The organism is Echinicola jeungdonensis (assembly GCF_030409905.1).
GTDB lineage: Bacteria > Bacteroidota > Bacteroidia > Cytophagales > Cyclobacteriaceae > Echinicola > Echinicola jeungdonensis.
This window is the reverse complement of the sequence record NZ_JAUFQT010000001.1, coordinates 855,235-868,176: the sequence shown is the minus strand read 5'-3', so window position 1 is coordinate 868,176 and position 12,942 is coordinate 855,235. Positions and strand designations below refer to the sequence as shown.

Here is a 12,942-nt window from a genome sequence, read left to right as displayed (position 1 = left end):
TCCCAAAATGGGGACCGAAAGCTCATTTGGAAATGCTTTAAAAACCAAATTCCCTACTAAAAATATAGTAAATTTTACCGATTAATAAAATAATTTCCTCCAAGCCATTTTTATGGCGCCATCATAAAATAACGGTCAGCAGCCATTTCCCTGGAAAGACTATCTGCTTTGCTTTTTTTGTGGTCACTGGAGCATGTAAGGCATAGCAATCCATTCTCATTGAATACCCAGTAATTTTGGTAATGCACATCCTTAAGTTTATAGCCATTGGAATAAAGGGTTTGATGAATAATGGATATTAATGACTTATCCATTACAAATGGCCGGTTATAAGGGATTTGAAGGGTTTGGGAAATCCTTTGCCCCCTGAATTTGGCCATGGCTGGAAATTCAAAATACTTGTCAAATGTCAAAACGGAATCCCTTAAGACATACTCATATTGAATATTTCTGGCATGATTGATGGCTGCTTCCTCACTTTCCCCAAGCGAAGTGAAATTTTGCTTAAGGGTAAATTGGTCTGAAGGTGTTCCTTGTAAGGTTAAATTGACTTGTCCTAGTTCGCTGTTAAATTGGTCCTGCTCCCTGGTTTCAAGGATCAGGATATTTTCCGGGATTTTAAGGCGGGTTTCTTTGACATAGGTTCCTCTTTGACTGAATTGGGAGACAGTTTTAGGAATTTGAAATGCACAGACCATAAGGCTTATCAACCATAAGGCAAAGGCAGCCATTCCAAACCGGGTTTCGATCAGGCTTCTTTTTACCAGTACACTGATTCCCAAAAGGGTGAGGACGATGCCTGGAATTAGTACTGCTACGCTAAGGGCCAAGGCCAGCCAAACAGGCAGGATTTCAGAAAGCATTTCCCCGGGAACAGCATCCACCATATATCTAAAGTTGTCATTGGTGAAAAACTCAAAATAGGCACCTAAAAATGCAAAGGGCAACAAAGTGATGAATAAACCTGCCAGGAAAACAATTACTCCAAATAATACCCTGAAAACCTCAAGCACAAATCTTCCAAATGGGCCTAATGCTTTTCCTATTGCATTGATGACTTTCCCTAGAAAACGAAAAGGGGCTATCAGGATTTTTCGTGTTTTAGATTCTTTTTTTTCTGTAGTCGGTTGGCGGTGTTTGATAATGGTGCTTTCAATATTGCTTAAGGTGATTTCTCCGCCTTTCATTTGGATCCTTTCTGTAATGGACTTGGCCATAGGGGTGATGATCCATAAAATGATATAAAGGACAAAGCCGGATCCTCCCAAAAAAGTCATGCCCACAAATCCCAAACGGGTCCAAATTACATCAATATTAAAATAAGCTGCCAGTCCACTGCTGACGCCCCCAATTACCCGGTCATCTGGGTTTCGATACAACTTTTTAATGTTTTTTTCTTCGGGAACCTCGTAGGACACCGGCAAAATGATCCATAACAAGATATAGGCGATTACAGCCCACCAGCCAAAGGAAAATGAAATATTCCAACCCCAGGTGAACAAGTCAAAATCAGAAAAAGAAAACCAACCACTAAAAAGCAAAAGGAGGGCAATCAACCTTGTCCAAAGTGGGTCTATCGCCAAATAATGAGCAATTCCGGCGCAAACCCCTCCAAGGATTTTACTGTTTTCCAGGCGGCATAACTTTTTGTACCCCTTTCCTGCTTCCTGGTGTGGAGGGGTAATATATTTATAAAACTCGTTTTCCTCATGTTCCTGGTGGGTGCTTTGTTCTTCTCTTTCCTCAGCAGCTTTAAAATCTGCAATGGTACCCATTTTTTCAATCAGGTTTTTTACATTCTCTGCAGTGATTACCTGTTTGTTATTTTTTAAATTACTCAAAAAGATTTCTGCAATCCTGTTTTCAATATCCCTGATGATTTCCTGATTGTCTTCATAATGAGAGAAATGCTTATTAATTGATTCCAGGTAATTTTTTAACTGGTAATAGCCATCTTCTTCTATATGAAACAGAATGCCGCTAATATTTATACTAATGTTCTTTTTCATGGTTTTAACTTTTGGAGGTAATCTTATTGGTGGATGTTACCAGCTCCTTCCATGTGGTTTCCAATTGGTAAAGTAAATTTCTTCCTGACTTGGTCAGGGAATAATATTTTTTGGGAGGGCCGGATGCAGAATCGGCCCACTTGTAAGAAATGAGGGAAGCAAAACATAGCTTGTTTAGTAAAGGGTATAAGATACCTTCTACTGAAATTAAATTTGCCTCCATTAATTCTTTACTCATATCCGATGCAAAAACTTCCCCTCTGGAAATGATGTGAAGCGTGCAGAATTCTAAGATTCCTTTTCGCATTTGTCTGGATGTGTTGGTCGTTTTCATCTATTTAATATTAATTAAGATGATACAAGGGCTGAGACGCTTTTTTTCATCATCTGAACAGCACATACCTTCTTTAATGATATTTGTTTCACATTTAATCAATATCGAAAAATAATACCAAAAATTAACTCATGGAGGTTTCAAGCTTGTTATCCAATTTTAATTGGATTTTTTATTTTGAAAAACACCCTTTTAAAGCTATTCAGGGCTGGTTTTAAGAGTTAAAAGGTCAAATAAGAAAGAAAATAAACTTTCACCCCCTTTGTAATGTGAATCCAAGTTATTGGAAATAATGTATTCGAATGGACAGCTGTTGTTCAAAATTGAACATTATCGGAACACAATTTGAATTAAATTTAGGAATTCAGGTAACTTTCTATTGATTTATTTTTTACTTTGCATAGGTGGAAATAAACAAAAATGCAGCGGTCAATAAATGTTTTTTGGGCTTAATTTTTTGGATGGTTGCCTGGCAGATTCCTGCACAAACAATTACACCAAAATACTCCAATGAATTTATGAATATTGGCGTAGGAGCCCGGGCACTTGGCATGGGTGGAGCCCAAGTTGCTGCAGTTCATGATGTCACAGCCGCCTATTGGAATCCAGCAGGGATTTTGGGAGTGCAACATGAATACGAATTTTCCCTGATGCATGCAGAATATTTTGCCGGCATTGCCAAGTTTGATTATGCCGGGTTCACCACCAATATCCAGGAAGATAATCAAATCGCCCTTTCCCTTATCCGTTTTGGAGTAGATGATATCCCGGACACCCGCTTTTTGTATGATGCCAATGGGGCCCTAAATTATGATAATATCCAGTTTTTTAATGCTGCTGATTACGCTTTTCTGCTCTCTTTTGCCCGGGATTTCAGCGATGAATTTAAATTAGGATTCAATACCAAAGTGATCCACAGGAATGTTGGGAAATTTGCCAAATCCTGGGGCCTCGGCTTTGACTTGGGAGGAATTTATCTTCAGGAGGATTGGCAATTTGGATTAATGCTTAGAGATATCACCACGACATTTAATGCCTGGTTTCATAATGCTGAAATGGTTAGGGAGGTTTATGCAAAAACCAATAATGAAGTGCCAGTCAATTCCTTAGAACTTACTTTGCCCAGGGCAATTTTTAGTGTTTCAAGACATTTTGATGCCGGTGAATATTTTGTGTTCCAAGCGGTCATGGACCTGGATATGACTTTTGATGGTAAAAGGAATGCTTTACTAAAAACAGAATTGGCCAGTTTGGATCCTCGAATTGGGGTGGAGGCCAGTTATAAGGATATGGCTTTTTTAAGGGGAGGGATCAAGAATTTCCAGTATATCAAAGATTTTGATGGTAGTACCCCTTTAGGTTACCAACCCACTTTCGGATTGGGTGTATTGCTTAGCGAAAAAGCTTATATTGATTATGCCTTGACTGATATTGGAAGTGTATCTGAAACACCCTATACCCATGTTTTTAGTTTAAAGGTAAGCTTTAACCCATTAGGTGAAGGTTTTAGGTTGTTTGATGGGTGGGAAGATTAATAGTCTTATTTTCTATGAGAAAAAGCTGTCTTTTATTTTGCTGTTTTTTGTGGTTTACCATGATTGGTTTTTCCCAACATGAATGGATAAACCCTGGCCAGGCCTATTATAAAATTTCAACCGAAACCGATGGTGTTTACCGGCTAAGTTATACCACCTTGTCTGCATCCGGAGTTGATATGGATGCGGTGGATCCCAGGGATATACGGGTTTACCACCGCGGCCATGAGGTAGCCGTTCATGTGGAGGGCCAGGAAGATGGAAGTTTTGACAGCCAGGATTATGTGGAGTTTGTCGGGAAAAGAAATGACGGACAACCCGATGAGCCTTTGTACCAGGAGCCGGAACATATGGCTAATCCCTATTTTAATACCCATAGTGATGCAACTGCATTTTTTCTGACTATTACCCCCGGGATCCGGGGAAAGAGGATGTTTGTCCGAAACCCTTATTCCGGTTCGGTTCCATCCCTTCAACAATATAAAACCTCAGAGCTAAAAGTATTTTCAGACCAATATTCTTTGGGAAAAGTTTATCCCCCGGGAATCTGGTCAGGGGCCTATGACAGGGGCCAGGGTTGGACTGGCAGAGTCATAACCAGGGGAAACATCAGTGATGTCAATTTTAGTGATTTGGGTAATGTGGTGGCCTCCGAGAATATTTCCTTAAATATAGGCTTGGTGGGCAGGTCAAATGCCCCGCATGTGGCCCGCATTAGTGTTGGCCCCAATTCTGAAAACCTCCGGAATTTAGGTGATTTTAGTTTTAATGATTTCGAATTTAACCAGGTTAATTTAATTCTTCTGGCTTCAGATTTTAGTGGGGATGGGCGTTTGACGATAAGAATAGCCCCAATTGGGCAGGAAGGAAGCAGTGACAATATCTCCTGCAGTTATGTGGTTTTGGAATATACGAAAACCAAAGTCTCAGGGGATTTTGAACAGGAATATTTACTCCCTGCTCCTGGTGAAAGCAATTTGACTTTTGAAAATACAACGGAGAATTATGTGGGATACGATATTGCTGACTTTCAGAATGTTGTCAAGTTAAGTCCAAGCCAATCGGGGAACGAAATGACTTTTCCCGCCGGAATTTTACAGTCCGGCTCCAAGTTAAGGATTCAAAAGGCAGAAAGCATTATTGAACCACATATCCTGGAAAAAGTAAAATTCAGGGATATCCTCAATCAACCTGCAGATTTTATCATATTGACTCACGAAAGCTTAAGGCAAGCTACCAGCCTGAATACGGACCCGGTTGCCGCTTATGCCGGTTACCGGCATTCACAACCTGGTGGGGGATACGATACATTGATAGTGACGGCGGACGAATTGTATAACCAATTTAATTATGGGGAAAAGTCTCCCTTGGCCATTAAAACTTTTTTGAAGATCTATCATGCCAAGTTTCAACCCGATTTTCTTTTGTTAATGGGCCGTGCATATGGAATGTACAATACCAGAAGGCTAGGTGGGGTGACTTATTTTTACAGGAATAACCCGGATATTTTCCCAAAACAGGATTTGGTGCCAACTTATGGCTACCCTTATAATGATAACCGTTTTTCTGTGGGATTAAAACCGACTGCCCCACTGGGACAGGACATAGCCATAGGCAGGGTGCCGGCCCAAACCCCTGAGCAAGTCAATGATTATTTGGCAAAGGTTAAGGAAAAGGAGGCTATTGGAGTTTCTCAGCCCTGGCAAAAGGAGATTGTGCATCTCAGTGGGGGGCTGTCTGCCTTTGAGCTGGAGAGGTACTTTAGTTATGTTAAGGGATTTGAAGGCATTGCAGAGGACTTGTATTTAGGAGGTCATGTTACCACCCACCGCAAAAGGTCTAATTCCTCAGTGGAAGTAATCAATATTTCTGAAGATATTAATCGTGGTGCCAGTTTGGTGACTTTTTTTGGTCATGCTGCTCCTTCAACTACGGATATCGATATTGGATTTGTCAGTGTAAATGAGCTGGGGTATGATAACAAGGGCAAATACCCAATGCTTTTACTCAATGGCTGCGATGCAGGGAATTCATTTGGTAATGCCTATACTTTTGGTGAAGACTGGATACTCACCCCGGACCGGGGGGCGTCCAACTTTATGGCCCATGCCAATGTGGGGGTGGATGTTTATCTAAGGAGATATTCAGAGTCCTTTTACACCAAAGCTTTTGCAGATTCTTCACTGATTTACCAACCGCTTGGTAGGATTAAATTAGAAACCGAAAAACGGTTTTATGAGCGCTACGGGACTTCAGTAATTAATCAGTCCCATGCCAACCAATTTATCCTTTTGGGTGATCCGGCAATAAGGTTATTCCCGGCAAATCATGCAGACTACAGCCTCAAACAAGAGGAAATTTTCCTGAAAGGATTTAATGGAGAACAAGTCAATGCGCAATCAGATTCATTGGATTTATCCATAGTGGTCCGAAACTTGGGGAGGGTTGAATTGGATACCGTGGATTTAAAGGTAACCCGGCAACTCCCTGACGGGACTATGATTCCCTATGACCCCATAAAAGTCCCGCCCATTTATTACCGTGACACCCTTCATTTTACCGTTCCCAATACGGGGGTGGCCAATGCAGGAGAAAACTTTTTTACCCTGGAAATCAATGGGGATAAAAGCTTGGAGGAAATGTCTTACATGAACAACACCGTTACAGTAAGCAAGTTTATCCAATCCAGTGGGACATTGAACCTAAGGCCACTGGATTTTGCGATCCATCATCAAACTGAAGTGGAAATCATCAGCCAGGTTCCCGGAAAAGCCGTCGAAGACCGGACTTTGATTTTCCAGTTGGATACGAGGGCTGATTTCAGTAGTGCTACCCGGAAAGAAAACAGGGTAACTACTAACAATTTGGCTCGATGGGATGCCGATCTGTCTTCCCTGATTGGGAGTAAGGATACGGTTACTTTTTATTGGAGAAGTAAATTTTTGGAACCCAAAATGGAGAAAGCGCCGAATGGACCGAAAGCAGCTTTACTTATATTAACAATGGCCCTGAAGGCTGGATCCAAAGGCAACTTTCGCAATTGGATAAAAACCAGTTGGATAATTTGGAAGCCGTTAATCCGGAAAATAAATGGAAATATCAGGACACTGAGCTAAAGCTTGATGTGTTTACTTTTGGGGCCAATACCCCTGGTTTATCGGTTGAAAACACCCAAATCCAATTGGATGGGGTGTCTTATATCTTAAATTCCTTTAACCGTTTTTGCCCAAATGGTTCTTTGGGCTTGATGGCCTTTGACCAAAGAAGTTTATCTCCCTATTTGGTGATTCCACTTACCAATTTTGATGTATTGGATGAGAAAAGCTGTGGCCGGACTCCCCAGATCATTCAAAATATTAGGAATGTGAGAATTACCAGAGAAGGGCAAACCATGCTATTGGATTATGTAGAGGGACTTAAGGAGGGAGATTATGTTGTCATTTTTTCTGTGGGTAATGTGACTTTTGAGGATTGGCCGGATGAGGCATTTTTCAAAATGAGGGAAATTGGGGCCAATGAGGCTACCTTAAGAAACCTCAAAACAGGAGATCCCTATATTCTATTGGGCCGAAAAGGAATGAAGCCAGGGGAGGCTTTGGAGCTCGTAGCAGATGAAAATGCCCCAGAAAGTTCAGATGAACAAATCTTGAGTTTAGATACCAAATTGAAAGGCTTTTTTGCCCAGGGGAATGTACTTTCTCAAAGAGTTGGTCCAGCTTCTCAATGGAGCACCTTCTTCAACCAAGTGCAGGAAACAGAAGGTTTTGACCCCGGCTTATCCACCTTTGATGTAATAGGGGTTACCAAGGATGGGAATGAACAAGTGTTATTTGAAGGGGTGCAAAATGATGAGGTGCAGTTGGGGGATATCAATGCTGACCTATATCCCTATTTAAGGTTGAAGTTTTCTTTAGATGACCAGGAAGCAGAAATTCCAGCGCAACTCAGGAATTGGCAAGTAAATTATACAGGGGTTCCTGAAGGGGTACTTGTGTTAAAAACCAAAAAATCCCAGTTCCACCTTCAGGAAGGGGAAATGGCAACATCCGAATTTGAGTTTGTCAATATTTCCCAGTATGATTTTCAAGATTCCCTAAAAGTGGAGTACAGTTTTCAAAATATAGGTCAACGGACCGAAAAAACATTTGAATTTAAAATTCCTCCGGTAAAGGCGGGAGAATCCCATTCCTTTAAAATTGATTTTAATTCTTTAGGGGAAGGTGGAGACAATGCCTTGCAAGTCTATGTCAACCCCAGGGAATATTTGGAACAATCCTACAAAAATAATTTGATGGATTTGCCCAATTATTACCTGGTGGATAAGGATAATGCCAATCCTATTTTGGACGTAAGTTTTGATGGGGTATATATCATGGATGGAGATATTGTTTCTCCAAATGTGTTGATCTCCGCTGAGCTAAAGGATGAAAACGAAGCTTTGGCCAAAAAGGATACCACAGGTATGGAAGTTTACCTGAAAAGGGATTGTGAGGAATGTGAATTTGAAAGGATTTATTTCAGTAACCCTGCATTAAAATGGTTTGAAGGTACTGAAACCAGGGACTATAAATTGGAGTATTTGCCAGGTCCACTGCAGGATGGAATTTACACATTGCGGGTCAATGGTGAGGATGCAGCAGGCAATAAAGCAGGAGAAAAGCCCTATGAAGTCAATTTTGAGGTAATCAATGAATCCCAAATCACCCATTTTTACCCCTATCCCAACCCCTTTAGTACGAGTGTAAGGTTTGTTTTCACAGTGACGGGAGCGGCCCCCCCCGATCAAATTAAAATTCAAATAATGACAGTTACCGGTAAAGTGGTCCGGGAAATTTTACAGGATGAATTGGGGGCCATCCATATAGGTCATAATATCACAGAATTTGCCTGGAATGGCAGAGATGAATTTGGAGACCAACTGGCAAATGGAGTTTATATCTATAGGGTTTTGATCCGGAAAGACGGTCAATTTGTGGAGCATCGCCCGACTGCTGGGGATAAGGCCTTCAAAAAAGGGTATGGAAAGATGTATCTTTTGCGGTGATTGGGGATTGAAAGATTGGACCACGGTTAACGGCCGACTGTCCACAGTAGGTTCCTGGCTTTGATTACATCCACCGTTGCGATGGCGAGGAACGAGCCTGAAGCAATCCCAACATCGGCAGACGGGATTCTCTCTGCCCCGGCACCTGGAAAGCAGAGCTCTTCAGGGGTTCAAAACCCTTGAAGGGCTTTACTTCGAAATGGCCCTCATTTGCAAAGAGGGCTGAAGTCTTATCCCTCCCTTCTTTCATTGAAACCAGATCTTTACTTCTTTTTAAAAATTAAATTACCCTTTGGATAAATCCTTACGGTGAAGTTATCCATATGTATTTCCTCACTGATTTTTTGATTGGGTTTAAAAAGGACTAAGAGGGCTTTTCCATTATTCATCTGTTCTTTAAAAAGCTGTCCGGCTTTTTTCTGCTTGGATGAAGAAAGTGGGCGGGTTTTTCCAGCTTCGAAATAAGTCTTTGGAAAGGGATGTGAAACGGGAGCATTTTCCAAAAGAAAAGAAAGCATTTCGGGATGGTCGGAATACAAATGGGGTGGTGCAGAAAACTGAGCTTGGACTTTTTTGATTTCGGCAATAAGCTCACTTTCCTGGATGGATTTGGCTTCAAAAAGGGAATTATGATGGGTTTTGTTAAAATACAGAACATGACCTGCCATTGTATGGGAAAAAAGGAAAAAGCCAATTATTATTGCCCCATTAATTAGGTGTTTTTCCCGCTTTCCAAGCCAAATCATAAATGCCCAAAATACCGGCCAGATAAAGGGGAAAAGCGTTCTATAGTTGATTTCTTCAAAACCTATCAAATGCTGGAATGCCAACAGACCTAACAGGTAAAGACTGCTGAAAAACAATAGGAAAAATGGGATACCCTTCCTTGGGAAGGCATTGAATATAGCCCAAATCAAACCTCCAAATAAGAGTATCCCCCCAGGAAAGGCAATAAAGTCAGGGATTTTAGTGGTCAAAAAATCTGAAAAGAGGAAGCCCAGACTTATCTTGAAAACCTCACTTATTTGTGTGAATGCCAATTTAGCACTCCAAATGGAAAACAAATTTTCCTGGACAAAAGGACTTGAAAAGACATTACCGGGATAGGAATACTGATAGGCTAAATAGGCAATTAGGGAACTGATAAATGGCCAGGCCCATCCGTTTTTATAATTCCTGACCCATAAAATCCCCAAAAATGGGATGAGGATAATGCCATTTAATTTGGTCCAGATTAGGGCAGCACTGAGTAGGGAAAAAACAACCAATGGAGCTTTTAGGTGACTTTTTATCCATTTTATCCCATGATAAAACCAGGCCATCAGACAGGCATAAAAAAGGCTGTCAGCATGGGCCCAGGTGCACATCCTAAATGACCACCAGGCATGCAAAAATATTAGGGCTATAAATACCAAATATTGCTGACTCGGGCTGGAAGGCTTGTTCTGCAATAAATGAGCGGTTTTAATTGTAAACAGAATATTGACCCCATAGATGATCAAAGCCAATCCGGCTGCCCAGTTGATTTGCCCAATGCCAAAATAAGAGGAAAGACAGATCAGGAAAGGGTAAACCGGGGAATAGGCTGAACCATACAAGTTTTTTTGGCCTTGCATATCCTGGGCATATAGGAAGTAATTGGTAGTGTCCGGAGAAAAGTAAGGACCATATATCCAAAAGCTAATCAGGGAAATAAGGGCCATTAATCCTAAAAATAGCTTTAATGTAAGATGGGTGGATTGGCCAATTGGATTCATTTGTTGGAATTAATAGAATTTTAGTTGAAAATAAACAGCAACCAATATGGTAAAATCAAAGTAGCTTTTACAGAAATTTCTCCATAAATCTTTTAATTTGGTTCAGGGAGTTATTTTTTTTTCAATTCTATTTCAAAATTCGTCAAGACTTCACAATCAATAGTCCGTTTCAGCCTTTCCGAAACTAAATTCTATTTCCATTTGAAAAATGGGAATGGGATTAAATTGTTTTGGACAGTTTTTTTAACCCTAATAAAAAAGTGACCTGTCTGCAGATTTGGAAATAAGGTTTTGAGGTTTATTGAATTTAAGTTGGCCGGAAACCTAAGGGTTAGGATGGAGGCTTAGCTTTTTATATGGAAAAACCGGGTTGGTTTGGATATAAAAAACTTCAAAATAATTTGATTTTCCAGTATGGTCATTTTATTGGATTTAGTAAAAGGGGGGATAGGGTCTGATGTTCAATCCCAAAACTGTAATCTCGTGGGTTTAAGCTTTCACCTTTTTTCTTCCAATTCCCTTATTGACTTTCAATTGGAAACGGTTCTCCAGAAAAAATGCTAAAAACAAAAAAAGGCTCTCCTTATGGAGAGCCTTTGTACCCAGGGCCGGAGTCGAACCGGCACGAGTGTTACCTCATTGGTGTTTGAGACCAACGCGTCTACCAATTCCGCCACCTGGGCTTGATGACATGGTAGTTTGTCATAATTTGCCAAAATAAAAGCGATTTTGCCTTGTTTTGACCTCCGTTCCTTCCTGAACGGGATGCAAATATGGATAAAGATTTTTTGCTATGCAATACCTGGAGGTGACTAATTTTAAATTTTTTTCAAGCTTTATTGTATGGTTTTACCCTTTTGATATTTAAGATTCTCTTTAACAATGAGTTATTGTTTGTTGTAGATATCCTTCTTTTTGAAAAGTTTTTTAACTGGAAATAATCGGTTTTCTGTTTAAGCGTTGAATCGTCGAACTGAAGAACTGTCGAACTGGAGGTGCCGGTTAGCGTGCAACAAGCGGCCTTTACTCTTGCCTTGGATATGGTCAACCAAATCGTTTCAAAGGGTTCCAAAAACCAACAACTCCACGCCAGAAAAGGATGCTTGACTTTTTCTTCAATTGAAAGCCATTGCTAAGCATCATTGTGCATTAGCGGAAAATAGATGTCGCTATTGAGGTTGTTGGCGGCTAATGCTGGAAGGTTTTTTTAGTTTCATTCCCCGGCTGTTGGCTAAAGCCTCTAACCGGGGTTATTTTTTATTGGACTCGCCCGGCGAGTCCTTTGGTTTGCGCTATAGTTAGAAAAAGGGTAAGCTACTTTAATTGAGTTTTTTATCTGGTTAGGGAGTAATAAAACTTAGGGGGCAAAAGCTTTTTGGCATTGTAGGGCTCAACTACGCTTCGTAAGGAATAGTAATTGATTGAAATAAATTACTCTGTCTCAAAATTAATGGTCACCGGGCTGTCATAGCGAAGGCCTAAGAGTTCTGCGCCATGGCCATGGTTGATGCCGATTTCCAGGTAGTCCAGGCTATTGAAAAAGGCAAAACAGTCTCCTGGCTCAACCTTGTCATAGGATTTTTGAAGTTTGTTAAGGCTTTCCCTGCTAAATTCAATTTTGAATTTCCCGGGATTGAGTTTGTCAAAAACTTCCTTGGGGATATTGGTGATCAGGTTGCCATAGTTGTCCACCCGCAATACATGGCCGACAATTTGTTTTTTGGTGGCTTTAATTTGCCGGGGCAACATCTTTTTGATTTTTTGCAATGGCCCTCCAAAATCATGGATGGCAGCTCCACTGGCCACCTTGGCAGCTATGGGGCCTAAGATTTCTTTAGCCGGAAAAGTGCTGTTTTTCAGGTGGATGTCAGCAAACTGCACCACAATACCTGGATCATAGTCTGCCAGCATACTTAAAACGCCATTATTGGGGCCGACAAAAATATGTTCCTCTAATTTGATCCCGATAAATCCATCGGTCAGGTTGCTGGTACTGTTGATGGCTACCAGATGGACTGTTCCTTTGGGAAATTCTTTATATACCGACCTTAGTACAAAAGCAGCATGGGCAATATCATAGGGCTCCACATTATGAGTGATGTCAATGATATTCAGTTGCGGGTTAATGGATAGCATCCTCGCTTTTACTGCTGGTACATAATAATCCCTATCTCCAAAATCAGATATGAATGTTACTAAGGCCATAGAACGAAGTCAATTAAAATTTTGTACTTTTGTAAGTATAAACAAAAATAGAAATTTT

Annotated in this window: 7 protein-coding genes and 1 tRNA gene; 3 read left to right on the top strand and 5 right to left on the bottom strand. The window is 40.7% G+C overall.

The window, feature by feature from the left end; genetic code table 11:
• Positions 1 to 110 precede the first annotated feature (110 nt).
• Together QWY93_RS03755 and QWY93_RS03750 are read right to left on the bottom strand one after the other, a co-directional pair.
• The gene (locus QWY93_RS03755; RefSeq protein WP_290246845.1) at positions 111 to 2,009 is read right to left on the bottom strand and encodes a PspC domain-containing protein; all 1,899 of its coding nucleotides are present in this window, start codon (positions 2,007 to 2,009) and stop codon (positions 111 to 113) included.
• A 4-nt stretch (positions 2,010 to 2,013) separates the two neighbouring features.
• On the bottom strand, positions 2,014 to 2,343 hold the full coding sequence (locus QWY93_RS03750) for a PadR family transcriptional regulator (RefSeq protein WP_290246844.1): 330 nt from the start codon (positions 2,341 to 2,343) through the stop codon (positions 2,014 to 2,016).
• A 410-nt stretch (positions 2,344 to 2,753) separates the two neighbouring features.
• Here QWY93_RS03750 and QWY93_RS03745 point away from each other — a divergent pair, with 410 nt between their 5' ends.
• From QWY93_RS03745 to QWY93_RS03735, 3 genes are read left to right on the top strand one after another with little or no spacing between them, the layout of a single operon-like run.
• The gene (locus tag QWY93_RS03745) at positions 2,754 to 3,878 is read left to right on the top strand and encodes a putative type IX sorting system protein PorV2 (protein WP_446682097.1); all 1,125 of its coding nucleotides are present in this window, start codon (positions 2,754 to 2,756) and stop codon (positions 3,876 to 3,878) included.
• 59 nt (positions 3,879 to 3,937) lie between these two features.
• Complete coding sequence (gene porU2 / locus QWY93_RS03740; RefSeq protein WP_290246843.1) at positions 3,938 to 6,994, top strand: putative type IX secretion system sortase PorU2; 3,057 nt, start codon at positions 3,938 to 3,940, stop codon at positions 6,992 to 6,994.
• The gene (locus QWY93_RS03735) at positions 6,934 to 8,922 is read left to right on the top strand and encodes a hypothetical protein (RefSeq protein WP_290246842.1); all 1,989 of its coding nucleotides are present in this window, start codon (positions 6,934 to 6,936) and stop codon (positions 8,920 to 8,922) included. Before porU2 ends, QWY93_RS03735 begins: the two co-directional genes overlap by 61 nt.
• A 263-nt stretch (positions 8,923 to 9,185) precedes the next feature.
• Here the strand turns inward: QWY93_RS03735 and QWY93_RS03730 are convergent, their stop codons facing one another.
• The 3 genes from QWY93_RS03730 to QWY93_RS03720 form a co-directional block, all read right to left on the bottom strand.
• Entirely contained in the window at positions 9,186 to 10,679 is a 1,494-nt protein-coding gene (locus QWY93_RS03730; protein ID WP_290246841.1) for a glycosyltransferase family protein, read from the bottom strand.
• 599 nt (positions 10,680 to 11,278) lie between these two features.
• Positions 11,279 to 11,362, bottom strand: a tRNA-Leu gene (locus QWY93_RS03725).
• Positions 11,363 to 12,110: 748 nt separating this feature from the next.
• The gene (locus tag QWY93_RS03720; RefSeq protein ID WP_290246840.1) at positions 12,111 to 12,884 is read right to left on the bottom strand and encodes an SAM hydrolase/SAM-dependent halogenase family protein; all 774 of its coding nucleotides are present in this window, start codon (positions 12,882 to 12,884) and stop codon (positions 12,111 to 12,113) included.
• Positions 12,885 to 12,942: the final 58 nt, after the last annotated feature.

Excerpts from the sequence above, each read along its gene's own strand:
- QWY93_RS03730 (WP_290246841.1), bottom strand. The coding sequence starts at position 10,679 with ATGAATCCAATTGGCCAATCCACCCATCTTACATTAAAGCTATTTTTA.
- QWY93_RS03750 (WP_290246844.1), bottom strand. The coding sequence starts at position 2,343 with ATGAAAACGACCAACACATCCAGACAAATGCGAAAAGGAATCTTAGAA.
- QWY93_RS03720 (WP_290246840.1), bottom strand. The coding sequence starts at position 12,884 with ATGGCCTTAGTAACATTCATATCTGATTTTGGAGATAGGGATTATTAT.
- QWY93_RS03755 (WP_290246845.1), bottom strand. The coding sequence starts at position 2,009 with ATGAAAAAGAACATTAGTATAAATATTAGCGGCATTCTGTTTCATATA.
- porU2 (WP_290246843.1), top strand. The coding sequence starts at position 3,938 with ATGATTGGTTTTTCCCAACATGAATGGATAAACCCTGGCCAGGCCTAT.